Genomic DNA, 24,979 nt, shown 5'->3' on the forward strand with positions numbered 1-24,979 from the left:
GAAAGGCGCCGCGAGGGCGGCCGTGGTCAGGTGAATGGCAATGACTGATCTACCGATCGAAGGCTTCGCGACGCCCAATGAGAATTCGGCCATGGTGCTGCTGGTGGACGACCAGGCGATGATTGGCGAAGCGGTGCGACGCGGCCTGGCCCGTGAGGAGAACATCGATTTTCACTTTTGCGCCGACCCCCACCAGGCGGTGGCCCAGGCCATGCGCATCAAACCCACGGTAATCCTCCAGGACCTGATCATGCCAGGCCTGGACGGCCTGACCTTGGTGCGTGAATACCGCAACAACCCGGCCACCCAGGATATCCCGATCATCGTCCTGTCGACCAAGGAAGACCCCTTGGTCAAGAGCGCAGCCTTCGCCGCCGGGGCCAACGATTACCTGGTCAAGCTGCCGGACACCATCGAACTGGTCGCGCGCATCCGCTACCACTCGCGCTCCTACCTGACCCTGTTGCAACGCGACGAAGCCTACCGCGCCTTGCGCGTCAGCCAGCAGCAACTGCTCGACACCAACCTGATGCTGCAGCGGCTGATGAATTCCGATGGCTTGACCGGGCTGTCCAACCGCCGTCACTTCGACGAATACCTGGAGCTGGAATGGCGCCGGGCCATGCGGGAGCAGCAGCAGTTGTCGTTGCTGATGATCGATGTCGATTACTTCAAGCGCTACAACGACAGCTTTGGCCATTTGGCGGGCGACGAGGCGCTGCGGCGGGTTGCCGAAGCCATTCGCAGCTCGTGCTCGCGGCCCACGGACCTGCCGGCCCGTTATGGCGGTGAAGAGTTCGCCCTGGTGCTGCCCAACACCTCGCCCGGCGGCGCGCGCCTGGTCGCCGAAAAGCTGCGTCAGACCGTGCTGGGTCTGAACATCGCCCACAGCGCGCCGACGGCCGACGCACTGCTGACCGTGAGCATCGGCCTGGCCACTCAGACCCCGGCCATTGGCAGCCATTGTCGCCAGTTGATTTCGGCAGCGGACAAGGGCCTGTACCTGGCCAAGAACAGCGGCCGCAACCAGGTCGGCATCGCCTGAGCGTGCCCCTGCTGGGCGCGCTCCCACGCACCGCCCGGCGGGTCTGCCTTCGTGCTGCGGACTGGGTTATACTCGCGGGCTTTTCACCGAATTCGCACGAGAGCCGCCGCCCATGGAAATCCAACCGATCCTCAATACCATCAAGGACCTCACCGAGCGTTCCCAGTCCATTCGGGGGTATCTTTGACTACGATCACAAGCATGACCGCCTGATCGAAGTCAACCGCGAGCTGGAAGACCCCAACGTCTGGAACAAGCCCGAGTACGCTCAGGCCTTGGGCCGCGAGCGCGCCATGCTGGCGCAGGTGGTCGAGACCCTGGACAAGATGGCCAATGGCCTGTCCGACTGCAAGGATCTGCTCGACATGGCTGTCGAGGAACAGGACGAAAGCGCCGTCGGCGACGTCGTGACCGAGCTGCAAGGCCTTGAAGAGAGCCTGGCCCAGCTTGAGTTCCGTCGCATGTTCAGCGGCGAGATGGACATGAACAACGCCTATCTGGACATCCAGGCCGGCTCCGGTGGTACCGAAGCCCAGGACTGGGCCAACATCCTGCTGCGCATGTACCTGCGCTGGGCCGACAAGCGCGGTTTCGACGCCACCATCATCGAGCTGTCCGAAGGTGAGGTCGCCGGCATCAAAGGCGCCACCGTGCACATCAAGGGCGAGTACGCCTTCGGCTGGCTGCGCACCGAGATCGGCGTCCACCGCCTGGTGCGCAAGAGCCCGTTCGACTCCGGCGCGCGTCGCCACACCTCGTTCTCGGCGGTGTTCGTCTCGCCCGAGATCGACGACAAGGTCGAGATCGACATCAACCCGTCCGATCTGCGCATCGACACCTACCGCTCCTCCGGTGCCGGTGGCCAGCACGTCAACACCACCGACTCGGCGGTGCGGATCACCCACGTGCCGACCAACACCGTGGTGGCGTGCCAGAACGAGCGCTCCCAGCACGCCAACAAGGACACCGCCATGAAGATGCTGCGGGCCAAGTTGTACGAGCTGGAAATGCAAAAGCGCAACGCTGCCTCCCAAGCCCTGGAAGACAGCAAGTCGGACATTGGCTGGGGCCACCAGATTCGCTCCTACGTGCTGGATGACTCGCGGATCAAGGATCTGCGCACCGGCGTCGAGCGCAGCGACTGCCAGAAAGTCCTGGACGGCGACCTCGACCAATACCTGGAAGCGAGCCTCAAGCAGGGCCTGTAAGCCGTTCACCACCGCCGCGCCGCCGGGCTGACCGGCTGGCGCGTGCCCGGCCCGCACAGGGCCCCGAATACCTGATGGAAAAAATGACGACATGAGCGACCTGAAGACCGAATCGCAAGACCTGCAACAGGAAGAGAACGCCCTGATCGCCCTGCGCAAGGAAAAACTTGCCGCAGAGCGAGCCAAGGGCAATGCCTTCCCCAACGACTTCCGTCGCGACAGCTACTGCAACGACCTGCAGAAGCAGTATGCGGACAAGACCAAGGAAGAGCTGGAAGCAGCCGCGATCCCGGTCAAGGTTGCCGGCCGTATCATGCTCAACCGCGGCTCGTTCATGGTCATCCAGGACATGACCGGGCGCATCCAGGTCTACGTCAACCGCAAGACCCTGCCCGAACAGACCCTGGCGGCAGTCAAGACCTGGGACCTGGGTGACATCATCAGCGCCGAAGGTACCCTGGCCCGTTCCGGCAAGGGCGACCTGTACGTCGAGATGAGCGACGTGCGCCTGCTGACCAAGTCGCTGCGCCCGCTGCCCGACAAGCACCACGGCCTGACCGACACCGAACAGCGCTATCGCCAGCGCTACGTCGACCTGATGGTCAACGAAGATACCCGCCACACCTTCCGAGTGCGCTCGCAGGTGATTTCGCACATTCGCAAGTTCCTCACCGAGCGCGACTTCCTCGAAGTCGAGACGCCGATGCTGCAGACCATTCCTGGCGGCGCGGCGGCCAAGCCATTCGAAACCCACCACAACGCCCTGGACATGGCCATGTTCCTGCGTATCGCGCCGGAGCTGTACCTCAAGCGCCTGGTCGTAGGGGGTTTCGAGAAGGTGTTCGAGATCAACCGCAACTTCCGCAACGAAGGCGTCTCGACCCGGCACAACCCTGAATTCACCATGCTCGAGTTCTACCAGGCCTACGCCGACTACCGCGACAACATGGACCTCACCGAGGAACTGTTCCGCGAGCTGGCGCAATTGGTATTGGGCAGCACCGATGTGCCCTACGGTGACAAGGTATTCCACTTCGGCGAGCCGTTCGTGCGCCTGTCGGTGTTCGATTCGATCCTCAAGTACAACCCGCAATTGACCGCCGCCGATCTGCAAGACGTCGAGCGCGCCCGCGACATCGCCAAGAAGGCCGGTGCCAAGGTGCTTGGCCATGAAGGCCTGGGCAAGCTGCAGGTGATGATTTTCGAAGAGCTGGTCGAACACAAGCTGGAGCAGCCGCACTTCATCACCGAATACCCGTTCGAAGTATCGCCGCTGGCCCGTCGCAACGACGACAACCCGGCAGTGACCGATCGCTTCGAGCTGTTCATCGGTGGCCGCGAGATCGCCAACGCGTACTCCGAGCTCAACGACGCCGAAGACCAGGCCGAGCGCTTCCTGGCGCAAGTAGCGGAAAAGGATGCCGGTGACGACGAAGCCATGCACTACGATGCCGACTTCGTCCGTGCGCTGGAATACGGCATGCCGCCAACTGCAGGCGAAGGCATCGGTATCGACCGTCTGGTCATGCTGTTGACCAATTCCCCGTCGATCCGCGACGTCATCCTGTTCCCGCACATGCGCCCGCAGGCCTGACCCGAAAAAGCCGCCGCAAGGCGGCTTTTTTTCAGCTGCAAGCCACAAGCCAAAGCCAACATCGATACTGCAGCACACGCCCGCTGCTCTTTCTTGCAGCCTGCAGCTCGTAGCGTGCAGCTGTCTCCAGAGGTAAGCCCAGTGACACCCGCAATGCCTGATCAAGGCGCCGCCGGCATCGCCACCGCCGTCGCCGAAAGCGTGCAATACCAAGGCCGCAAGACTGCCCGTCAAGGCAGCGAACAGCGCCGTCAGTTGATCCTCGATGCGGCCATGCGCATCGTCGTGCGCGATGGCGTGCGCGGCGTTCGCCATCGCGCGGTGGCCGCCGAGGCCGGTGTGCCGTTGTCGGCCACCACCTACTATTTCAAGGATATCGAAGACCTGCTCACCGACACCTTCGCCCGCTACGTCGAGCGTAGCGCCGACTACATGGCCAAGCTCTGGGCCAACACCGAAGGCGTGCTGCGCCAACTGCTCGCCCAGGGCGATGGCAGTGCACGGGCACGGGCGCGCCTGGCCGACGACATCGCGCGCATGACCGTCGACTACGTCCAGCGCCAGTTGCACACCCGCCGCGATTTCATGATGGCCGAGCAGGCCTTCCGCCAGGAAGCCCTGTTGTGCCCGCGCCTGGCCGAACTGGTCTGCGCCCACGAGCAGATCCTGCTGCACGGTGCGCGGCAGTTGCTGCAAGTGGTCGGCTCCAAGCAGCCCGAACAGGACGCCCACATGTTGACGGCGATTATCGAGCAGATGGAATATCAGGGGCTGCTCAAGGATGCCGATGCGCAGGCCGATGGGCAGATGCTCGCTATGCTTACCCGCTACCTGCATCTGGTGCTGGCAGCGACCTGAGCCGAGAACGATTGATCAAGGAGAGCCTGATGAAAGCCTGGCGTGTGGTGTTGTTGACGTTGTCATTCCTGCTCCTGGGTGGTTGTCTGGTGACTTTCCACGAACCGCTGGCCAGCCACCAGGCAGCGCCCAAGGGCCTGGTCGGTACGTGGAGCAGCAAGGATGCCTGGGGCGAGCCGCTCAAGCTGACCATCAGTCGCGGCGCTGGCGATGCCTACAAAGCCGTGGCCAAAGCCCAGGGTAAGGCGCCTGAGCACTACAGCTTCACCGTTTCGCGCCATGGCAACCGCTGGTACCTGTCGGCGGCTGTGCCCAAGCGGCTGGGCGGCAACTTCCTGATTGGCGGCTTCGACATCGTCGATGGCAAGCAACTGGTCATCTACAACCTCGACCTCGAGCAGGTGCAGCAGGCAATCGACAAGAAGGAGCTGAGCGGACGCAGCATCCAGGTGCCTGACGACAATGGCGATGGCGTGCTGATCGACAGTCCGCCGGCCCGGGTGCTGGCGTATCTGGACGACCCGGCCAATTCCGACCTGTTCGTCGAAGTGGCGCGGTTCCAACGCTCCGGTCAGTAGCCATCGGTGCAGACCCAGCAAGGTTTGTCGCGTGATCTAGAAAGGAGTCCACGGTGGACGAGTATCAGCAAACCATACGCACCTTGTCCGACCGCATCGTCGCGGCGCAGACCCCGATTCGGGTCCTGGATGCGGTCAAGTGGGACGAAAACATCCGTCAGGGCTTTCTCAAAGCCAAAGGCAAGGAGCCGCCTGCGGTCAACCGCGAGTACTACCAGGCCCGTCCGCTGGCATTCGATTCCAGTGCGGTGAAGGCCGAATTTCAGGCCATCGAGCGCGATATCATTCGCAGGCTGGGCCAATTCAACCCGGTCGGGCAGATCATGAAGCGCATGTGCCGCGAGTACCGCATGGTCGTGCGCATGCTCGAGGCGCGCGGCACCGAAGATTTCGGCTTGATCTCGCAGGAGTTGTACGGCGCCGCGTCCGATGCCTTTCACGCAGGCGATCCGACCCTGGCCGACCTGGGCCTGATGCTGTCGGACTACCTGAACAACATCGACGGGCGCGGCGACCTGAAGGATGAGCCGAAGAACCTCACCGCCAAGGAGGCGGTGGACATCCTCCAGCGCCGCCTCAACAAGGTGTTCGGCGAGGCCGAGGGCACCATCCGCGTGTTCGAGTCCGACGGCATCGTCGCCGATGCGGCGGCCGGCGCCGACTACATCAAGGTGCGCGCTGACGCGGTGTTCAACGACCGCGACGTGCGCGCCCTCGAAGTGCACGAAGGCCTGGTGCACGTGGGCACCACGCTCAATGGCCTGAACCAGCCGATCTGCACGTTTCTGGCCAAGGGGCCGCCGTCTTCAACGGTGACCCAGGAAGGCCTGGCCATCCTGATGGAGGTCATCGCCTTCGCCTCCTACCCCAGCCGCTTGCGCAAGCTGACCAACCGCACCCGCGCCATTCACATGGTCGAGGAGGGTGCTGATTTCCTTCAGGTGTTCAACTTCTTCCACGACCAAGGCTTCGACGTCGAGCAAAGCTACAGCAACGCCAGCCGGGTGTTCCGTGGCTCGGTGCCCGACGGCCTGCCGTTCACCAAGGATTTGTCCTACCTCAAGGGTTTCATCATGGTTTACAACTACATTCAGTTGGCCGTGAAGAAGGGCAAGCTCGAACAGATCCCGCTGCTGTTTTGCGGCAAGACCACCCTCGAAGACATGCGCACCCTGCGCCAACTGGTCGAAGAAGGGCTGGTCGAACCGCCCAAGTACCTGCCCGAACAGTTCCGCGACCTCAACGCGCTGTCGGCCTGGATGTGCTTTTCCAACTTCCTCAACCATTTGAGCCTCGATCGCATTGAAGCCGACTACGCGAATATTCTCTAAGCGCTGCCGCCAGCTCGCGGCGGGCATGCTGCTGCTCGCGCTGGGCGGGTGCAGCAGCTTGTTGTTCTACCCCGAGCCCGGCCAGGCCTTCACCCCTGAGCGGGCCAAGCTGGCGTACCGCGACGTCACCCTGACCACCAGCGATGGGGTACGTTTGCATGGCTGGTGGCTGCCGGCCAAAGCCGGCGTCGCGGTCAAGGGCACGGTGCTGCACCTGCACGGCAATGGCGGCAACTTGCCGGGCCACCTGGGCGGCAGCTACTGGTTGCCTGAGCAGGGCTATCAGGTGCTGATGATCGACTACCGCGGCTACGGGCTGTCGCAGGGCAAGCCGCGCTTGCCGCAGGTCTACCAGGACATCGCGGCCGCCATGAGCTGGCTGGAGCAGGCACCGCAGGTGAAAGGCAAGCCCCTGGTCTTGCTCGGGCAAAGCCTGGGCGGCGCCATGGCCATCCATTACCTGGCGCAGCACCCCGAGCAACGCCAGCGCTTCGCCGCCCTGGTGTTCGACGGCGTGCCGGCCAGCTATCGGGCGGTGGGCCGTTATGCCCTGAGCACCTCGTGGATGACCTGGCCGCTGCAGGTGCCGCTGTCCTGGCTGGTGCCGGACGGCGACAGTGCGATCCGCTCGATCGAGCAGCTGAGCAGCCCCCCGAAACTGTTCTTCCACAGCATCGACGACGACCTGGTGCCGATGCAAAGCGCTATCACCCTGTATCAGCACGCGCCACCTCCACGTGTGCTGCAACTGACCCGCGGCGGCCACGTGCAGACTTTCGCCGATCCGCTATGGCGGCAGGTGATGCTGCGTTTTCTCGATGACCCCAGCCACTTCAACGGCCTGCGGCGGCTCGCCGAAGTGCCCAACTACCCCGATGAGAACAACGCGCAATGAGTGACGAACGCAATGCCATCCCTCTGATCCTGACCGGTGTTGGCAGCATCGTCGTGACGGTGGGGGCCCTCTGGTACTACGGCTACCTGCATTTCGCCAAGCCCGAGGATGCGCTGCTGTTGCAGGACTTCACCATGCTCAAGACCATTCCCGGCGAGGATTACAAGGTGTCGCTCGACCCGGCGGCGCAGGTGGCCCAGTGCGTGGACGGCGTTCTGGTGTTGTTCGATACCCAGCAAAAAGGCCTGACCGGTGTGCTGGTGGATGGGCGCAAGCGGGCGGTGCGCTGCATGGGCCAGGAAACCCCCCAGCAAAGCCAATGAGCTGAAGCGCTTGGCAGCAGACGAAAAAAACCCCGCGTTTTCGCGGGGTTCTCGTTCAGCGAACCGGGTGTGTTACTTGCCCTGGCTCGAACGCGGTGCCACTGGCTGGTTGTCGTTGGAGATGGTCACTTCCACGCGACGGTTCTGGGCACGGCCCGAATTGCTGCCGTTATCAGCCACCGGATACTCTTTGCCGTAGCCTTGAGCGACAATGCGCGCTGGGTCGACACCGGCACGTACCAGGGCCATGCGCACGCTGTTGGCACGGCGCTCGGACAAGCTCTGGTTGTAGCTGGCCGAACCGACGCTGTCGGTGTAACCCTCGACGATCACCTTACGCTCAGGGTTTTCCTGGAGGAACTGAGCCAGCTTGGTGATGTTCGGGTAAGCGTTGCTCTTGAGCTCGGCCTTGTTGAAGTCGAACAGCACGTCGCCGAAGGTCACCAGGGTACCGCGGTCAGTCTGTTTGGCGTTCAGGCTGTCCTGCAGCTTGGCGATCTGGGCGTCACGGGCGTCCAGCTTGGCCTGAGCGCGCTGTGCTGCGGCGTTCTTCAGCTCGTTCTCGGCCGAGCGCAGGGCGATGGTCTGCTTGGCCACTTCGACGCGCTGGTTGGTCAGGTAAGCCAGCTGATCGACTTTGTCCGAGTCATCGCGGTCCATGTAGGCTTTGTCGGCCTTGTTCAGCCAGTCCTGGGCGTCCTTGGTTTCAAGGGCAGCCACTTTGCTGGCCTGCGGATCGCTTTGCAGTGCCGAGAAGTTGGTACGGGCCGACTCCAGGTTAGGGTTCGGGTCGTGCGAGCAAGCAGCGAGACCGACGCTCAGGGCCAGCAGGGCGGGAATCATGACGTAATTGCGCATAGTGTTCATCCTTTGATCGATAACGAAGGCTTGACGGCGAGGCGGCGCTTACTGGGCGCTGCGCAGGCCTTCCTGACGTACGTCCTGAACGCCTTGGCGGGCATCCTGTACGGCCTTCTGGGCCTTGGCCGCCTGGGCTTTGCGTTCGGCGACGCGGGCATCCCACTCGGCTTGTTCGGCCAGTCGCTTGGCTTCGTCATACTTCTTGTCGTGCATGGCGATTTCAGCTTGCTTGAACTTGTCCTGCGCAGCTTTCATTTCCACGGCAGCGAACTCGGTACCACCGGCGCTGACGGCGGAGTTCACCGCAGACTGGGTCACAGCGTACTGCTCGGTGGGCGGGTTGCCCGCACAGCCGGCCAGAACCAGGCTACTGCCCAGGGCCAGCGCGGCCAGCTTGATCCCGCGCAGGTGGGTGGATGAGAGTTTCGAAGTGCGGGTCTTCATGGTGGTCAGCTCCATTGGATCACTCCTGATAACGACGATGTCCGTAGCAGTCCATCGCTTAATCCTGGCATTGCCTGCGCTGGCGCTTGGGCTCCAACCTGGCAGGTGTGCTGGGTTTTAGCGTGATGGCTATTGGCTCGGACTTGAACGTTTTTTGAATAGTTCCGAAAAAAGTCGCTGAGCTGGCTATCTATTTCTGACTAACCGGTCAGCGGTTTTGCCCAGGAACTTCTGCGTATCAAGGCGGTATGCCGGACCCGTTGCAGGCCCGGCCAGTGGGGCTGGAAGATCAGTTTTCGTGATCGCCGCCGGTGTTGCTCAGATCGTGCAGGTGGCGTCGCGACAGCGCCAGAAAGCGCGGCGTAGAGCCGATGTCCTCGAATAACGGATCACCTTCTTCGTCAGTGGCGATGACTCTCTGGCCTTGCACATACGGGAAACTGGCCTCCAGCTCTTCCAGGGCGGCGGCTACCAGTTCGCCGAGCAGCTCCTCGGCCGTGCGCTTGGGGTACATGTCGATCAAGGCGGCCAGGCGCGCTTCGGACTCCAGGTCCAGATGCAAGGTATGGCCGGTGCGGCTCAGGGTGCCGGCGGCGTTTTGTTCCCAGTGCTGGGCGAGTTCGCGGATTTTCATGATGACCTCTGTCAACGCCTCGGTAGGCTGCATTGCATCGGACTGCGCTGGGTTGATTTTAGTTTGCTTTGCACACGGTGGCTTGCCAGCGCGCCTTGCCTGTGGGCACTCTTGGGCCAGTGAGGTTTCCTGGTGGAGCGCGGCGCAGCCGCGCCGAAGAGAGGGCCAATGGCTGATATCGATGTGCGCTTGCGTGAAGATGTTCATGTATTGGGTGAGTTGCTGGGCGATACCATTCGCGAGCAATACGCCGAAGCGTTCCTGCAGAAGATCGAGGACATCCGCCACAGCGCCAAGGCCGACCGCCGTGGCCCCGGCGAAAAACTCAGCTCGACCCTGGCCGACCTTGCCGACGAAGACCTGCTGCCGGTGGCGCGAGCGTTCAACCAATTCCTCAATCTCGCCAACATCGCCGAGCAGTATCAGCTCATTCGCCGTCGGGATCCTGGCCAGGCGGCGCCTTTCGAAGCGCGAGTGCTGCCTGAGCTGCTGGCGCGCCTCAAAGCCGCGGGGCACACGCCGCAGGCGCTGGCCCAGCAACTGGCGACGCTGGATATCCAGCTGGTGCTTACCGCCCACCCGACCGAGGTCGCGCGGCGCACGTTGATCCAGAAATACGATGCCATCGCCGCACAATTGGCAGTGCAGGACCATCGCGATCTGACCGATGCCGAGCGCGAACAGGTGCGTGAGCGCCTGCGCCGACTGATCGCCGAGGCCTGGCACACCGAAGAGATTCGCCGCACCCGGCCGACCCCTGTGGACGAAGCCAAGTGGGGCTTTGCCGTCATCGAACACTCGCTTTGGCACGCCGTACCCAGCCATCTGCGCAAGGTCGATGCGGCGTTGTTCGAGGCCACAGGCCAGCGCTTGCCGTTGCAAGCGGCGCCCATCCGCTTCGCCTCCTGGATGGGCGGTGATCGCGATGGCAACCCCAACGTCACCGCCCCGGTGACTTGCGAGGTACTGCTGCTGGCGCGCTGGATGGCGGCGGATCTGTTCCTGCGCGACGTCGATGCACTGGCGGCCGAACTGTCCATGCAGCAGGCCAGCAGCGCGCTGCGCGAACAGGTTGGCGACAGCGCCGAGCCGTATCGGGCGGTGCTCAAGCAGCTGCGCGAGCGCCTGCGCGCGACCCGCGCCTGGGCCCATGCCGCGCTCAGCAGCCAGCAGGTGCCGAGCGCCGAGGTGCTGGAGGACAACCGCGACCTGATCACCCCGTTGCAGCTGTGTCACCAGTCGCTGCACGACTGCGGCATGGGCGTGATCGCCGATGGCCCGCTGCTCGACAGCCTGCGCCGGGCGGTGACCTTTGGCCTGTTCCTGGGCCGGCTGGACGTGCGCCAGGACGCGGCCAGGCATCGCGATGCGCTGAGCGAAATCACCGAGTACCTTGGCCTTGGCAGCTATGCCGAGTGGGACGAAGAGCAGCGCGTGAGCTTCCTGCTGAGCGAGCTGGAGAACCGCCGGCCGCTGTTGCCAAGGCACTTCCAACCGCAGGCAGAAACGGCTGAAGTGCTTGCCACCTGCCGTGAAATCGCGGCGGCGCCGGGGGCATCGCTGGGTTCCTATGTGATTTCCATGGCAGGGGCGGCCTCCGATGTGCTGGCTGTGCAACTGCTGCTCAAGGAGGCCGGCCTGACCCGGCCGATGCGCGTGGTGCCGCTATTCGAAACCCTCGCCGACCTGGATAACGCCGGGCCTGTGATCGAGCGGCTGCTCGGCCTGCCCAGCTACCGCGCCAGCCTGCACGGGCCGCAGGAAGTGATGATTGGCTATTCCGATTCGGCCAAGGATGCCGGCACCACGGCGGCGGCCTGGGCACAGTATCGAGCCCAGGAAAACCTGGTGCGCATCTGCCGCGCCCACGAGGTCGAACTGCTGCTGTTCCATGGCCGTGGCGGCACGGTCGGTCGCGGCGGCGGGCCGGCGCACGCGGCGATCCTGTCGCAGCCACCAGGCTCGGTAGCCGGGCGTTTCCGCACCACCGAACAAGGCGAGATGATCCGCTTCAAGTTCGGCTTGCCCGGCATTGCCGAACAAAACCTCAACCTTTACCTGGCCGCGGTGCTGGAGGCCACATTGCTGCCACCGCCTCCGCCAGAGCCTGCCTGGCGCACGCTGATGGACCAACTGGCCGCCGATGGGGTCAAGGCCTATCGCGATGTGGTGCGCGAGAATCCTGACTTCGTCGAGTATTTCCGGCAATCGACTCCCGAGCAGGAACTTGGCCGCCTGCCGTTGGGCAGCCGCCCGGCCAAGCGCCGCGCCGGCGGTATCGAAAGCCTGCGAGCGATCCCGTGGATCTTCGGTTGGACGCAGACGCGCCTGATGCTGCCAGCCTGGCTGGGCTGGGAGACTGCCCTGAGCAATGCCTTGGCCCGCGGCCAGGGTGAATTGCTGGCGCAGATGCGTGAACAGTGGCCGTTCTTCCGCACCCGCATCGACATGCTGGAAATGGTCCTGGCCAAGGCCGACGCGCAAATTGCCGAAGCCTACGACCAACGTCTGGTGCAACCGCAGCTGCTCGCTTTGGGTGCACAGCTGCGCGACCTATTGTCGCAGTGCTGCCAAGTGGTGCTAGGCCTGACGGGCCAGCCGGTGCTACTGGCGCACAGCCCCGAGACCCTGGAATTCATCAGCTTGCGCAACACCTACCTGGACCCGCTGCACCGTCTGCAGGCCGAGTTGCTGGCACGCTCGCGCAGCCGCGAAGCCGCTCTGGATAGCCCATTGGAGCAGGCCTTGCTCGTCACCGTCGCGGGTATCGCTGCGGGGCTGCGCAACACCGGTTGAACGTGGCAGGCGCGGTCGCTGGCGGTGCGCTGGGCAGAGCGCCGCTTGAGGCCTGGGCAACGGTTGCGCCAGGCGCAACCGCCGCTGAAGGTGGGCCGCAATGACGCACGGCTGCCCCTTTGGGGCGCTTGTCTGGCTGCCGGGCGCTGTGTATCTTGAGCAGCCTTCTGACCGATTTGTGGTCATACCCGATTTTCCGGACTTGGCCTCGCTTGCCGAATCCATTGAATTTCATACAAAAATTTGAGGAGCACGAGATGCGTGTAATTCTGCTGGGAGCTCCCGGGGCCGGTAAAGGTACTCAGGCAAAGTTCATCACCGAAAAGTTCGGTATTCCCCAGATCTCCACCGGTGACATGCTGCGTGCCGCCGTCAAGGCCGGTACCCCGCTGGGTCTGGAGCTGAAGAAAGTCATGGACGCCGGCCAACTGGTTTCCGATGAGCTGATCATCGGCCTGGTCAAGGAGCGCATCGCCCAGCCGGACTGCGCCAAGGGCTGCCTGTTCGATGGTTTCCCGCGCACCATCCCGCAAGCTGAAGCCATGGTCGCCGCCGGCGTCGATATCGATGCAGTGGTCGAGATCGCCGTCGATGACGAAGAGATCGTCGGCCGCATGGCGGGCCGTCGCGTGCACCTGGCCTCGGGCCGCACCTACCATATTCAGTACAACCCACCGAAGGTCGAAGGCAAGGATGACGTCACCGGCGAGGAGCTGATCCAGCGCGACGACGACAAGGAAGAAACCGTGCGCCACCGCCTCTCGGTTTATCACAGCCAGACCAAGCCGCTGGTGGACTTCTACCAGAAGCTGTCGGCCGCTAACGGTGGCAAGCCCAAGTACAGCCATATCGAAGGCGTGGGCTCGGTCGAGGCGATCACGGCCAAGGTGCTGGCTGCCCTGAGCTGATTCGCGCTCAGATTCTGTGGTCGCTTGTCCATGCAAGCGACCCTGCCGTATCGCTGACACCCTGGGGCCGCTTCGCGGCCCTATTGCGATCGGTCCGATGCCCCGGCAAGGGCGCTCCCCAAGGGACCGCGGCTGCTCTATACTGCCGCTCTTTTCTCGCACCTGGATACCCGTTCGATGACCACCCTGTTGGCCCTGGATACCGCCACCGAAGCCTGTTCCGTCGCCTTGCTGCATGACGGCAAGGTGACCAGCCATTACGAGGTGATCCCGCGCATGCATGCGCAGAAGCTGCTGCCGATGATCAAGCAGCTGCTGGCCGACGCTGGCGTGCCGCTCAGTGCTGTCGATGCCATCGCGTTTGGCCGTGGCCCCGGGGCATTCACCGGTGTGCGCATCGCCATCGGTGTGGTTCAAGGCCTGGCATTCGCCCTTGAGCGGCCTGTGCTGCCGGTATCGAACCTGGCCGCCTTGGCCCAGGGCGCGTTGCGCGAGCACGGCGCGCAGCAGGTCGCAGCGGCCATCGACGCACGCATGGATGAGGTGTATTGGGGTTGCTATCAGGCCAACGGTGGCGAGATGCGCCTGCAGGGTCGCGAAGCGGTGCTGCCACCTGAGCAGGTGGCCTTGCCGGCCGGCGGCAGCGGCGAGTGGTTCGGTGCAGGCACCGGCTGGAGCTATGCCGAGCGCCTGGCAGTGCAGGCCACGGCCAGCAACGCCACGGCCTTGCCACATGCCCTGGACATTCTCAGCTTGGCCGGCTTTGCGTGGGCGCGCGGCGAGGCGATCGTTGCCGAACAGGCGCAGCCGGTGTACCTGCGTGACAACGTGGCCACCCCCAAAGCGCGCTAAGGCTGTTCGTCGGTTATCGCGGATGTCGATAAACCTTTGACACAAACTGTGGTCCAGTTATCAGGTAAGCATTAGCGATGGACCTCTGATGCTGCTAGATTGCCATCATTGGTCCCGAGTGCTTCCCCATGCGTATCGACGGCTTTTCATCGCAGTCTTATCCAGTCAAGCGCACGCCGCGCAAACCCGTGGTGCGCGATGAAAGTATCGAGGACGCCGAGCTCATCGAAGACAGTGAAGTCGCTCCGCAAGCCGCCGCGCAACGGCGCACCGCGGGGTTGCCGGCACGTCAGCAGGACATGGTGTTTCCGCGTGCCCGCGACCGGCGCACGGCCACTGCGTTGGCCAGTTACCTGAGCACCGCCGGGTTCACCGACTGGGACATGGATGTGATGGGGCTCGACCTGTACATTTGAGCGATGACTTCGACTCTGCCGTATTACCTGGGCTGTCCGTCCTGGAGCGAAAACGCCTGGCGCGACTATCTTTACCCCGCTCAAGCCTCGACCAACGACATGCTTGGCTTTTACAGCCAGGTGTTCAATGCCGTCGAAGGCAACACCACCTTCTATGCCCGTCCCGCCCCTGGCACGTTGTCGCGCTGGGCGCAGACCATGCCCGCGGATTTTCGCTTCACCGCCAAATTCCCCCGCGATATCAGTCACGAAGGCGACCTGCGCGAGCAGCTCGAAGCCGCGTCGGATTTCACTCGTCTGCTCGCGCCCCTGGGGCAGCGCGTCTCGCCTTACTGGTTACAGCTGTCGGCCGCGTTCGGCCCGCCGCGGCTAGGTGAGCTTTGCCAGTTCCTCGATGACATCGGCGTGCCGGTCGCGGTGGAGGTGCGCCATCCGGCCTTCTTTGCCAAAGGCGAAGAGGAACGGCTGCTCAACCGCTTGCTGCACGAGCGCGGGGTAGAGCGCATCTGCCTCGATTCGCGCGCGCTGTTCAGCTGCACCTCACGCGACCCTGCGGTGCTGCATGCGCAGTCGAAAAAGCCCAAGGTGCCGACGCGTCCGGCGGCGTTCAGCCAACACCCGCAGGTGCGCTTCATCGGTCAGCCGCAGGTGGCGGGCAATGAGCCATTTCTGACGCCCTGGGTAGACAAGATCGCGCTGTGGATCGAGGAGGGGCGCAGCCCCTATATCTTCTTGCACACTGCCGATAACCATCAGGCCGCCGCGCTGGCGCAGCGTTTTCATCAACGCTTGATGGCACGCTTGCCAGGTCTTGCCGCTTTGCCTGAATTGCCGCGCGCGCCCGAGGTCGAACAACTGGGGCTACTCTGAGCCTTCCCTGACCCGGAGATTGTGACCATGGATGTACAGACCCTGCGAGCCGAGGCGTTCAAGGCGCTGCACCAGCGCGACGGCGCGTTCGTCATGCCCAACCCGTGGGATGCCGGCTCTGCCAGGTTGCTGGCCAGCCTCGGTTTCGAAGCCTTGGCCACCACCAGCGCCGGGCTGGCGTACAGTCTGGGTCGGCCGGACGCAGAAGGCGCGGTCAGCCTGGACGATACGCTGGACAATGCCGGTGCCATCGTCGATGCCACACCCTTGCCCGTCGCCGCTGACCTTGAAAACGGTTTTGGTGACTTGCCCGAAGACTGTGCACAGGCGATCTTGCGAGCGGCCGAAACCGGTTTGGTCGGCGGCTCGATCGAGGACGCCAGCGGCCGTGCCGACGCACCGATCTACGATATCGAATTGGCCGTAGCCCGTGTACGCGCGGCGGTACAAGCCGCGCGTAGCTTGCCGTTCCCCTTTACCCTGTGCGCCAGGGCTGAAAACCTGTTGCATGGCCGCCTCGATCTGGACGACACCATCCTGCGCCTGCAAGCCTTCGCCGAGGCCGGGGCCGATGTGCTGTATGCACCGGGGCTGCGCAGCGCCGAAGAGGTGCGCGCAGTGGTTCAAGCACTGGCGCCCAAGCCGGTCAACGTGCTGATGGGGCTGGCCGGGGTGCCGCTCTGCGTCAACCAGCTGCAGGACTTGGGCGTGCGCCGCATCAGCGTCGGCTCGTCGCTGGCCCGCGCCGCGCTTGGGGCGGTACAGCGCGCGGCGCTGGAGATCCGGGAGCAGGGCACGTTCAGCTACAGCGAGCAGGCCTTGCCATTCGATCAGCTCAACGACCTGTTTCGCCGCTAAGCCGGCATGCGCAGTTTCCTGGCGCTGTGTAGCCTGCTTGCAGTGCTGGCGGGGCTGGCCTGGTATTACGGCTGGCGCTTTCCGGACGCCTGGAACCCTTGGGCGCCGCTGGATGTGCGCCAGCCACCAAACGGCTTGACGGCTTACAAACTGTCGCGGCTGCGCGATGATCCGGCGCTATGCCGCCAGGCACTGGAGCGCGCCGAGCTGCAGTTTCGTGCCCAGGCCGACAGCCCGGCGACGGCTAAATGCCCGTTGCAGAATGTGTGGCGAATCGAACGAGGCCAGGCCCGCTTGAGCAGCAGCTTCATCGCCAGTTGCCCATTGGCCGTGGCGTACGCGCTGTTCGAGCGCCATGGCATGCAGCCCGCGGCGCAGCGGGTATTCGGCCAGCCGGTGGCGCAGGTCGATCACCTGGGCAGCTTTGCCTGTCGCAATGTCTACAACCGTCAGCAGGGGCGTTTGAGCCAGCACGCCACTGCCAATGCGCTGGACATCAGCGGTTTTCGCTTACGCGACGGCCAGCGTATCGTACTGGCTCGCGACTGGCAGGCAGGTGGGCAGAAAGCCGAGTTTCTAAGGCAGGTCCGCCAAGCGGCGTGCGACAGTTTCAGCACAGTGTTGGGGCCTGACTACAATGCCGCCCATCACAATCACTTTCATCTGGACATGGGGCGCTGGCAGGTCTGCCGCTGACTTCAGGCGTAGGCGCGCACGTTGTTCAGCACTACCGGGCGCGCCCAGTGCGTGTCGAACTCCAGATCGTGTTGCTGCCTGGCCAAGGTCGCCTCGTCGAACGGCAGCGGCGCGGGGTCGAGCAAGTGGGTTTCGAATTCAGCGATCGGCAGGTGCAGTGGGCGGGTCGCTGGAGCCGGGCCTGGCTCCGCCAGCGGCTGACCCTGGCTCATCACCACGGGGCGCAGCCAGCTGTTGCTGAGGTCAAGCTGGCGTTGCTGCTGGATCATCTCGGCGACGCTGAAGGGCTCTGGCGCCGGCTCGAGCAGTTGCGCGTCGAGTTCGGCCTTGGGCAGAAACAGCGGTTCAGGCGGCGCTACCATGGTGTCTTGCACCGGGCAGTTGCGCTGCAGTTCGATCATCGCCAACGCTCTGGCGCCGCCAATCGGCTCGCCGCTGTCGCGGTCGTATTGCGCCATGGCCTGGCACACGCTGTCAGGTGCTTCATCAGGCTGCTCAGCCATCGCGCGGGCAAAAAAATCCTGCCACAGGTGGCTGACGCCGCCGAGGGCCTGAGTGTTTTGCCGACCGAAGTTGCCGACTGGCGACAAATAGGTCAAACCGATGGGAAGCGTTTCAGACATGGCAGTCGCGCGCGTTGAGCTCTGGCAGAATAGCGGGATATTGCCTGTATCGGCCGCGGCCGATGATTCATTAAGGCTTCATTCATATTTTAGAGTGCAGGGTGTGATGCAAGAGCAGGAGCAGGGCGCAGGTCTGAGGGTCGAGGCGCTGACGCCGCAATACACCGAGCAGGCAATGAGCTGGGCGCAGCGCTTGGGCCTGCCGTTGGTCGATGCCAGCGCAGGCTTTGCCGTGCAGGTCGGGCCAGAGGGCCTGCAGATTCAACAACTCGGGCCACAGGCGCCAGGACCGGTGCGGGTCGACTTCGTCGAGGGCCAGGCGGCCCACCGGCGCCAGTTCGGTGGTGGTAATGGGCAGATGATCGCCAAGGCCGTGGGCATCGCCCAAGGCGTGCGCCCGCGCGTGCTCGATGCCACTGCGGGCTTGGGCAAGGACGCCTTCGTGCTGGCCAGCCTGGGCTGCCAGATGACCTTGATCGAGCGCCAGCCGCTGATCGCCGCCTTGCTGGAGGACGGCCTGGCGCGAGCCTCCGAGGACCTGGAAGTGGCTCCGATCGTGGCGCGCATGCACCTGCTCAGCGGCAACGCCATCGAGCGTATGCGTGCCTGGGAAGGGGAGCCACCGCAGGTGATCTACCTCGATCCGATGTTCCCCCATCGTGACAAGAGCGCCTTGGTGAAGAAGGAGATGCGCGTATTTCGGCCCCTGGTCGGCGACGACCTGGATGCGCCGGCCTTGCTCGAGGCGGCCTTGGCGCTGGCCAGCCATCGGGTGGTGGTCAAGCGGCCGCGCAAGGCGCCGATCATCGACGGGCCCAAGCCGAGCCATAGCCTGGAAGGCAAGTCGAGCCGTTATGACATCTACCCGAAAAAGGCGCTCAAGGCTTGAACGCGCGAATGAACAGCGCAACCACCTCGCGTACATGCAGCTCGGCCTCGGCGCTGGCCAGCGGCGCGGCGCAGCCGAGCAGCAAGCGGTAATCCGGCGCACCCTTGACCAGGCAGAAAAAGTGCTCGGCGGCGCGCAGCGGGTTGGCGATGCGCAGCAGTCCGCGCTGGTCGATCCCGCGCAGCAGCGCCTCCATGCCGGCCAGCACCCGCTTGGGCCCGGCCTCGTAGAAGTACTGGCCCAGGCTCGGGTCCTGACTGCCTTGGGCCATGATCAGGCGGGTCAGTTTGACCGCCTCATCGCTGCTGATCAGCGCCTGAAAACCACGGGCAATGGTCAGCAGCACCTCTTCCAGCGCAGCCCCTTCAGGGTACTCGAACAGCAGATCGGGCAGCTGGTTTTGGCAGGTTGCCATGACCGCTGAGCCGAACAGGGTCTGTTTGTCGGTGAAGTGGCTGTAGACCGTGAGTTTTGAAACACCTGCCGCCGCAGCGACCGCATCCATGCTGGTGTTGGCGTAGCCCAGGCTGAGGAACAGGGCCTTGGCTGCTTCGAGTATCGCCTCGCGCTTGGCCAGATCCTTGGGCCGCCCGGGGCCGGTGGGTGCGTCGTTGGACATTGCGATCCGCGTCTGATTGAAGGGGCGCCCATCTTACAGGCTGCAAAGGTCTGCGGCTGTAGGCGACAGCGCCTGGTTATTGTTGGATTTGTTTGGGACGCCGGCTTCCCGGCCTCGGTTCCCTGATTTAATATACTGGCCAGTATAAATATTAAAAGTGCACTTCGCGAAAGGATGCCCCATGCTGCGCCATGCCTTGTCCCTTGCTTTGCCTGCCGCTGCTGCCGTGCTCCTGGCAGCCTGTGGCCAGGAGGTCGCGGCGCCTGTCGCGCCTCGCCCCGCGCTGGTGGTGCAGCCGCAGCCGGCGGCCGCTGCTGCTGACAGTTATCCTGGTGAAGTGCGCGCGCGGCAGGAGCCGGAACTGGCATTTCGGATTGGCGGCAAGGTCGTCCGCCGCTTGGTCGAGGAGGGGCAGCGGGTCAAGGTCGATCAGCCGTTGGCCGAGCTTGATCCGCAGGATGTACGCCTGCAGCTTGAAGCCAATCGCGCGCAGCTGGCCGCCGCTCAAGCCAACCTGGCGATGGTGCGCAGCGAGCACGAGCGCTACCAGAAACTGCTCGAACGGCAGATGGTCAGCCGCTCGCAATTCGATAACGCAGAGAACCTCTATCGCGCAGGCATGGCCCGGTTGCAACAGGCCAAGGCCGAATTCGACGTGGCCGGTAACCAGGCGCAATACGCGGTGCTGCGTGCGCCGCAGGCCGGCGTGGTGGCCAAGCGCCAAGTCGAAGTGGGTCAAGTGGTGGCCGCCGGGCAGACGGTATTTACCTTGGCCGCCGATGGCGAGCGTGAGGTGGCCATCAGCCTGCCGGAACAGCAGTTCGCCCGCTTCGCCGTCGGCCAGCCGGTCAGCGTCGAATTATGGTCGCAGCCCGATGCGCGCTTCGCTGGGCGCATTCGTGAATTGTCGCCAGCGGCCGATCCGCGCTCTCGCACATTTGCTGCGCGCATCGCGTTCGATTCGGCCAAGGTTCCCGCGCAATTGGGCCAGAGTGCGCGGGTCTTCGTCGCCCATGCCGGGGTGATCGCCCTCGCTGTGCCGCTGTCGGCGGTGACGGCCGAAGACGGCCAGGCTTACGTCTGGCGCGTCAATCAGGACAGCCGCGTCGAGCGTGCGCCGGTGCGCCTGGGAGCCTATGGCAGCGAGACGGTGCCGGTGCTCGACGGCCTCTCGGCTGGTGACTGGATCGTCGCGGCGGGCGGGCATGTGCTGCGCGAGGGGCAGCAGGTGCGGCCGGTGGACCGCAGCAATCGTGCGGTGACGCTGACGGTCAAGGAGTAAGTCGCGATGGGTTTCAACCTTTCCGCCTGGGCGTTGCGCAATCGCCAGATCGTACTGTTCCTGATGATACTGCTCGCAGCCATTGGTGCCATGTCCTACACCAAGCTCGGGCAGAGCGAGGACCCGCCGTTCACCTTCAAGGCCATGGTCGTGCGTACCCTGTGGCCTGGCGCCACCGCGGAGGAGGTGTCGCGCCAGGTCACCGAGCGCATTGAGAAAAAGCTGATGGAAACCGGTGAGTACGAGAAGATCGTGTCGTTCTCGCGCCCGGGTGAATCGCAGGTCACCTTCATGGCGCGCGACTCGCTGCGTTCCAGCGCCATCCCCGAGCTGTGGTACCAGATCCGCAAGAAGGTTGCGGACATTCGCCACACTCTGCCGCCAGAGATCCAGGGCCCGTTTTTCAACGACGAGTTCGGCACGACCTTCGGCAATATCTACGCATTGACCGGGCAGGGTTTCGATTATGCCGTGCTCAAGGACTATGCCGACCGTATCCAGATCCAGCTGCAGCGGGTCAAGGATGTGGGCAAGGTCGAGCTGCTCGGGCTGCAGGACGAGAAGATCTGGATCGAGCTGTCGAACCTCAAGCTGGCGACCCTGGGTGTGCCGCTGCAGGCCGTGCAGCAAGCGCTGCGCGAGCAGAACGCGGTCAGCAGCGCGGGCTTTTTCGAGACCCCCAGCGAGCGCCTGCAACTGCGAGTGAGCGGGCGTTTCGACAGCGTCGAGCAGATTCGTCAGTTCCCCATCCGGGTCGCTGATCGCACCCTGCGCATCGACGATGTCGCCGAGGTTCATCGCGGCTTCAACGACCCGCCAGCGCCGCGCATGCGTTTCATGGGCGAGGACGCCATCGGCCTGGCTGTTTCGATGAAGGACGGCGGCGATATCCTGGCGCTGGGCAAGGCCCTGGAAGGTCAGTTCGAGCGCCTGGCCAGCAATCTGCCTGCCGGCATGGAGCTGCGCAAGGTGTCCGATCAGCCGGCGGCGGTCAAGGCCGGCGTCGGCGAGTTCGTCCAGGTACTGATCGAGGCGCTGGTGATCGTGTTGCTGGTGAGCTTCTTCTCCCTGGGCCTGCGCACGGGCCTGGTGGTAGCGCTGGCGATCCCGCTGGTACTGGCCATGACCTTCGCGGCGATGCACTACTTCGGGATCGGCCTGCACAAGATCTCCCTGGGGGCCCTGGTACTGGCGCTGGGGCTGTTGGTGGACGACGCGATCATCGCCGTGGAAATGATGGCGATCAAGATGGAACAAGGCTTCGACCGCCTCAAGGCGGCGAGCTACGCCTGGACCAGTACGGCGTTTCCGATGCTGACCGGCACCCTCATCACCGCCGCAGGCTTCTTGCCGATTGCCACGGCAGCCTCCAGCACGGGCGAGTACACCCGCTCGATCTTCCAAGTCGTGACCATCGCGCTGTTGACTTCCTGGGTAGCGGCGGTGCTCTTCGTGCCGTACCTGGGCGAGCGCCTGCTGCCTGATCTGGCCAAGCTGCACGCGGCCCGCCATGGCCGCGACGGCCATGCCCCGGACCCGTATGGCACGCCGTTCTACCAGCGCGTGCGGCGGGTGGTGGAGTGGTGCGTGCGGCACCGCAAGACGGTGATCGTGCTGACCATCGCCGCCTTCGTTGGCAGCATCCTGTTGTTCCGCTTCGTGCCGCAGCAGTTTTTCCCAGCCTCCGGGCGCCCTGAACTAATGGTCGATCTCAAGCTCGCCGAAGGCGCCTCGCTGGCCAATACCGCCGAGCGGGTCAAGCAGCTCGAAGCCCTGCTGCGCGAGCAGCAGGGCATCGACAACTATGTGGCCTACGTGGGGACCGGTTCGCCACGTTTCTATCTGCCCCTGGACCAACAGCTGCCGGCGGCAAGCTTTGCCCAGTTCGTGGTCCTGGCTGATTCGATGGAGGCGCGCGAGCGCTTGCGCAGTTGGCTGATCACTACCGTCGAACAGCAGTTTCCGGATTTGCGTGCGCGGGTCACGCGCCTGGAAAACGGACCGCCCGTTGGTTACCCGGTGCAGTTCCGCATCACCGGCGAACACATCGAAAAAGCCCGTACCCTGGCCCGTGAAGTGGCTGACAAGGTCCGCGAAAACCCGCATGTGGTGAATGTGCACCTGGATTGGGAAGAGCCGAGCAAAGCGGTCTTCCTGGCCATCGATCAGGACCGTGCGCGTGCGCTTGGGGTCAGCACGGCGCACGTGTCGAGCTTCCTGCAAAGCTCGCTCACCGGCAGCACGGTCAGCCAGTACCGCGAAGACAATGAACTGATCGAGATCCTTTTGCGCGGCACTCCGCGCGAGCGCGGCGAGCTGGCAGACCTGGGCAGCCTGGCGCTGCCCACCGACAACGGCCAGAGCGTGACGCTGTCGCAGGTAGCGACCCTGCAGTATGGTTTTGAAGAAGGCATCATCTGGCACCGCAACCGTCTGCCGACGGTGACCGTGCGCGCCGATATCTACGACAAGGAGCAGCCGGCCAGCCTGGTCAAGCAAATCTTGCCGACGCTGCAGCAGATCAAGGCAGCGCTGCCTGATGGCTACTTGCTGGAAGTGGGCGGCACGGTCGAAGATGCCGAACGCGGGCAACGCTCGGTCAATGCCGGCATGCCGCTGTTCATCGTGGTGGTGCTGAGTCTGCTGATGATTCAGCTGCGCAGTTTCTCGCGCACGGTGATGGTGTTCCTCACCGCGCCGCTGGGGCTGATCGGCGTGACCCTGTTCCTCCTGGTGTTCCGTCAACCGTTCGGTTTCGTCGCCATGCTCGGCACCATCGCCCTGGCAGGAATGATCATGCGCAATTCGGTCATCCTGGTGGATCAGATCGAGCAGGACATCGCCTCGGGGCTGGACCGCTGGCAGGCGATCATCGAGGCCACGGTGCGGCGCTTCCGGCCGATCGTGCTGACCGCGCTGGCGGCCGTGCTGGCGATGATCCCGTTGTCGCGTAGCGTGTTCTACGGACCGATGGCGGTGGCAATCATGGGCGGCCTGATCGTGGCCACGGCGCTGACCTTGCTGTTCCTGCCAGCGCTGTACGCTGCCTGGTTCAGGGTGAAGAAGCGCTGAGCCTGAAAAGGGCGAGCGCTGGCGCTCGCCCTCGCTAGGTGATGCTCAGGGTTACCAATCGACGCAAGCGCTGGTGAGGCCTACGCACGGACCGTGCATGCGCGCGGGACGTGGGGCGACCCATGCATCAGGCTCGGCCACGAACGTGGTGCGCCATTCCAGGCGGTCGCCGTTGCGCCCGTTGCTGTTGATCCGATAACGCACTCGCACCTCATAGCGACGACCGGCTTTTACGTGATTGTCATCGATGATGAAGCTGAACGTCTGCGGCAGCGCCAGTGCGCCGTTTCGCTTCAGGGTGACGACAGGGTGCATAAACAACTTCCCCTCTGCTGCGCCCCTGCCTTGCAGCTCCTCGCTGAGAACCAGTTCATAACCTGCCGAGGCATCGGGTGCCATGCCCTTCAGGTCGTTATGGTCTATGCAGATCTGCACGCTGGATTGGTCGGACATTGTTGAAGCTCCTGGTGGATAGGCGCTTCAAGCATGCAAGCGATCGGTTAGCGATGGAGGATGGAAGTCACGCCCGGGCTGGATGTCCGTCACGCGGAGCAGGACGCTTGGTGGTGGTGCTGCAAGGCGTATTGAACGTCCTTGCAGCGGTCTTGCGCGACGTTAAAGCGCGCCGAAGACTTTCTTGGCCAGGCTGGTGGCGGCCTGTGCGGGGTTTTGGCGGATGCTTTGCTCTTGCTTGGCGATCATTTCGAACAGGCCGTCGAGCGCTTTCTCGGTGACGTAGTTCTCGATGTTGGCGTCATTCTTGATCAGACCCAAGCCTTTGGCCTGACCGGCGAAGGCGTTGTATTGCTGGGCGACGCCGACCTGGTCGGTGGCCTGTTTGACGATGGGCAGGAACTTGGCGCGGATCTGTTCGCGGCTGCTCTTGTTCAGGTACTGGGTAGCCGAATCGGCGCCGCCGCTGAGAATGCCCTTGGCATCGGTCACGGTCATCTTCTTCACGGCGTCGACCAGAATGGCCTGGGCCTGCGGCACCGCGGCCTCGGCGGCTTTGTTCATGCTGGTTTCCAGGGCTTCGACCTGGTCACCCTTGCCGAACATTTTCATGGCCTTGGCGGCCTTGCCCAGGTTGCCCGGCAGCTCGATGCGCACATCGGGGTTATTGCTGAAACCACCCGGTGTACTCAGTTGCTTGACGGCAACCTGGGCGCCTTGGGTGAGGGCGTCCTTCAGGCCGGCGCTGGCATCGGACTGGCTCAGGTCGCCCAGCGAAAGGGCGAGGGCGCTGGCTGACAGCAGCAGGCCGGCGCACAGTGTGGTAAAGCGCAGGGAGGCGCGGATCATGGGTTGTTCCTTGAAGTGAATGAGG

The 24,979-nt window shown here is 63.9% G+C and carries 25 protein-coding genes; 18 read left to right on the plus strand and 7 right to left on the minus strand.

What is annotated here, in order from left to right; translation table 11 throughout:
* Nucleotides 1–40: 40 nt before the first annotated feature.
* The 8 genes from wspR to FS665_RS07365 all read left to right on the plus strand — a co-directional run bounded on the left by wspR (nt 41) and on the right by FS665_RS07365 (nt 7,832).
* On the plus strand, nt 41–1,045 hold the full coding sequence (gene wspR / locus FS665_RS07330) for a Wsp signal transduction system regulator diguanylate cyclase WspR (protein WP_145185568.1): 1,005 nt from the start codon (nt 41–43) through the stop codon (nt 1,043–1,045).
* Between the two features lie 112 nt (nt 1,046–1,157).
* Nucleotides 1,158–2,253, plus strand: a protein-coding gene (gene prfB / locus FS665_RS07335; protein ID WP_145185574.1) for a peptide chain release factor 2 whose coding sequence is annotated in 2 segments (ribosomal slippage) — nt 1,158–1,229 and nt 1,231–2,253 — 1,095 coding nt in all. Because the reading frame shifts where the segments join, the coding sequence is not laid out codon by codon here.
* 91 nt (nt 2,254–2,344) lie between these two features.
* Nucleotides 2,345–3,847 carry a lysine--tRNA ligase gene (lysS, locus tag FS665_RS07340; protein ID WP_145185577.1) on the plus strand — a complete coding sequence of 501 codons (1,503 nt, stop codon included), beginning with the start codon at nt 2,345–2,347 and terminating at the stop codon, nt 3,845–3,847.
* Between the two features lie 153 nt (nt 3,848–4,000).
* Nucleotides 4,001–4,705 (plus strand): TetR/AcrR family transcriptional regulator, encoded by a 705-nt coding sequence (locus tag FS665_RS07345; protein ID WP_145185580.1) that lies wholly within the window; start codon nt 4,001–4,003, stop codon nt 4,703–4,705.
* A gap of 29 nt (nt 4,706–4,734) precedes the next feature.
* A complete protein-coding gene (locus tag FS665_RS07350; RefSeq protein WP_145185583.1) occupies nt 4,735–5,283 on the plus strand; it encodes a hypothetical protein in 549 nt (182 codons plus the stop codon).
* 53 nt (nt 5,284–5,336) lie between these two features.
* Complete coding sequence (locus FS665_RS07355) at nt 5,337–6,614, plus strand: flavohemoglobin expression-modulating QEGLA motif protein (protein ID WP_145185586.1); 1,278 nt, start codon at nt 5,337–5,339, stop codon at nt 6,612–6,614.
* Nucleotides 6,586–7,509, plus strand: coding sequence for an alpha/beta hydrolase (locus tag FS665_RS07360; protein WP_145185588.1), 924 nt, complete (start codon nt 6,586–6,588; stop codon nt 7,507–7,509). Before FS665_RS07355 ends, FS665_RS07360 begins: the two co-directional genes overlap by 29 nt.
* Complete coding sequence (locus tag FS665_RS07365) at nt 7,506–7,832, plus strand: hypothetical protein (RefSeq protein ID WP_145185591.1); 327 nt, start codon at nt 7,506–7,508, stop codon at nt 7,830–7,832. Before FS665_RS07360 ends, FS665_RS07365 begins: the two co-directional genes overlap by 4 nt.
* Before the next feature lie 72 nt (nt 7,833–7,904).
* Here FS665_RS07365 and FS665_RS07370 read toward each other — a convergent pair whose 3' ends face one another.
* From FS665_RS07370 to FS665_RS07380, 3 genes are all read right to left on the minus strand, one after another.
* Entirely contained in the window at nt 7,905–8,690 is a 786-nt protein-coding gene (locus tag FS665_RS07370; protein WP_145185593.1) for an OmpA family protein, read from the minus strand.
* A 48-nt stretch (nt 8,691–8,738) separates the two neighbouring features.
* Nucleotides 8,739–9,152, minus strand: a complete 414-nt coding sequence (locus tag FS665_RS07375; RefSeq protein ID WP_145185596.1) for a DUF4398 domain-containing protein — start codon at nt 9,150–9,152, stop codon at nt 8,739–8,741.
* 274 nt (nt 9,153–9,426) lie between these two features.
* On the minus strand, nt 9,427–9,771 hold the full coding sequence (locus FS665_RS07380) for a pilin assembly protein (protein ID WP_145185599.1): 345 nt from the start codon (nt 9,769–9,771) through the stop codon (nt 9,427–9,429).
* Nucleotides 9,772–9,939: 168 nt separating this feature from the next.
* Here FS665_RS07380 and ppc point away from each other — a divergent pair, with 168 nt between their 5' ends.
* The 7 genes from ppc to FS665_RS07415 all read left to right on the plus strand — a co-directional run bounded on the left by ppc (nt 9,940) and on the right by FS665_RS07415 (nt 17,167).
* Nucleotides 9,940–12,567, plus strand: coding sequence for a phosphoenolpyruvate carboxylase (gene ppc / locus FS665_RS07385; RefSeq protein ID WP_145185602.1), 2,628 nt, complete (start codon nt 9,940–9,942; stop codon nt 12,565–12,567).
* A 257-nt stretch (nt 12,568–12,824) separates the two neighbouring features.
* Nucleotides 12,825–13,475, plus strand: a complete 651-nt coding sequence (adk, locus tag FS665_RS07390; protein WP_145185605.1) for an adenylate kinase — start codon at nt 12,825–12,827, stop codon at nt 13,473–13,475.
* Between the two features lie 177 nt (nt 13,476–13,652).
* Nucleotides 13,653–14,327 carry a tRNA (adenosine(37)-N6)-threonylcarbamoyltransferase complex dimerization subunit type 1 TsaB gene (tsaB, locus tag FS665_RS07395; RefSeq protein WP_145185608.1) on the plus strand — a complete coding sequence of 225 codons (675 nt, stop codon included), beginning with the start codon at nt 13,653–13,655 and terminating at the stop codon, nt 14,325–14,327.
* Nucleotides 14,328–14,455: 128 nt separating this feature from the next.
* Nucleotides 14,456–14,743 carry a hypothetical protein gene (locus FS665_RS07400; protein ID WP_145185611.1) on the plus strand — a complete coding sequence of 96 codons (288 nt, stop codon included), beginning with the start codon at nt 14,456–14,458 and terminating at the stop codon, nt 14,741–14,743.
* 3 nt (nt 14,744–14,746) lie between these two features.
* A complete protein-coding gene (locus FS665_RS07405; RefSeq protein ID WP_145185614.1) occupies nt 14,747–15,613 on the plus strand; it encodes a DUF72 domain-containing protein in 867 nt (288 codons plus the stop codon).
* Nucleotides 15,614–15,640: 27 nt separating this feature from the next.
* Nucleotides 15,641–16,471: an oxaloacetate decarboxylase gene (locus tag FS665_RS07410; protein ID WP_145185617.1), complete on the plus strand. Its 831-nt coding sequence runs from the start codon at nt 15,641–15,643 to the stop codon at nt 16,469–16,471.
* Nucleotides 16,472–16,477: 6 nt separating this feature from the next.
* Nucleotides 16,478–17,167: an extensin family protein gene (locus FS665_RS07415; protein WP_145185619.1), complete on the plus strand. Its 690-nt coding sequence runs from the start codon at nt 16,478–16,480 to the stop codon at nt 17,165–17,167.
* A 2-nt stretch (nt 17,168–17,169) separates the two neighbouring features.
* Here the strand turns inward: FS665_RS07415 and FS665_RS07420 are convergent, their stop codons facing one another.
* Complete coding sequence (locus FS665_RS07420) at nt 17,170–17,790, minus strand: energy transducer TonB (RefSeq protein WP_145185622.1); 621 nt, start codon at nt 17,788–17,790, stop codon at nt 17,170–17,172.
* A gap of 106 nt (nt 17,791–17,896) precedes the next feature.
* Between FS665_RS07420 and FS665_RS07425 the strand changes: the two genes are divergently transcribed.
* Complete coding sequence (locus FS665_RS07425) at nt 17,897–18,679, plus strand: class I SAM-dependent methyltransferase (protein ID WP_145185625.1); 783 nt, start codon at nt 17,897–17,899, stop codon at nt 18,677–18,679.
* Here FS665_RS07425 and FS665_RS07430 read toward each other — a convergent pair.
* Nucleotides 18,669–19,298 (minus strand): TetR/AcrR family transcriptional regulator, encoded by a 630-nt coding sequence (locus FS665_RS07430; protein ID WP_145185628.1) that lies wholly within the window; start codon nt 19,296–19,298, stop codon nt 18,669–18,671. The two genes, FS665_RS07425 and FS665_RS07430, sit on opposite strands and share 11 nt — an antisense overlap.
* A 181-nt stretch (nt 19,299–19,479) precedes the next feature.
* Here FS665_RS07430 and FS665_RS07435 point away from each other — a divergent pair, with 181 nt between their 5' ends.
* Together FS665_RS07435 and FS665_RS07440 are read left to right on the plus strand one after the other, a co-directional pair.
* A complete protein-coding gene (locus FS665_RS07435; protein WP_145185631.1) occupies nt 19,480–20,580 on the plus strand; it encodes an efflux RND transporter periplasmic adaptor subunit in 1,101 nt (366 codons plus the stop codon).
* Nucleotides 20,581–20,586: 6 nt separating this feature from the next.
* On the plus strand, nt 20,587–23,652 hold the full coding sequence (locus FS665_RS07440) for an efflux RND transporter permease subunit (protein WP_145185634.1): 3,066 nt from the start codon (nt 20,587–20,589) through the stop codon (nt 23,650–23,652).
* A 51-nt stretch (nt 23,653–23,703) separates the two neighbouring features.
* On the opposite strand, the gene FS665_RS07445 is transcribed toward FS665_RS07440, so the two are convergent.
* Nucleotides 23,704–24,105 carry a hypothetical protein gene (locus FS665_RS07445; protein ID WP_145185637.1) on the minus strand — a complete coding sequence of 134 codons (402 nt, stop codon included), beginning with the start codon at nt 24,103–24,105 and terminating at the stop codon, nt 23,704–23,706.
* Between the two features lie 162 nt (nt 24,106–24,267).
* The gene (locus FS665_RS07450; protein WP_145185640.1) at nt 24,268–24,954 is read right to left on the minus strand and encodes a DUF4197 domain-containing protein; all 687 of its coding nucleotides are present in this window, start codon (nt 24,952–24,954) and stop codon (nt 24,268–24,270) included.
* Nucleotides 24,955–24,979 lie beyond the last annotated feature (25 nt).

It is taken from the genome of Pseudomonas sp. URMO17WK12:I11, from assembly GCF_007677725.1.
In the GTDB taxonomy this organism is placed as follows: Bacteria; Pseudomonadota; Gammaproteobacteria; order Pseudomonadales; family Pseudomonadaceae; genus Aquipseudomonas.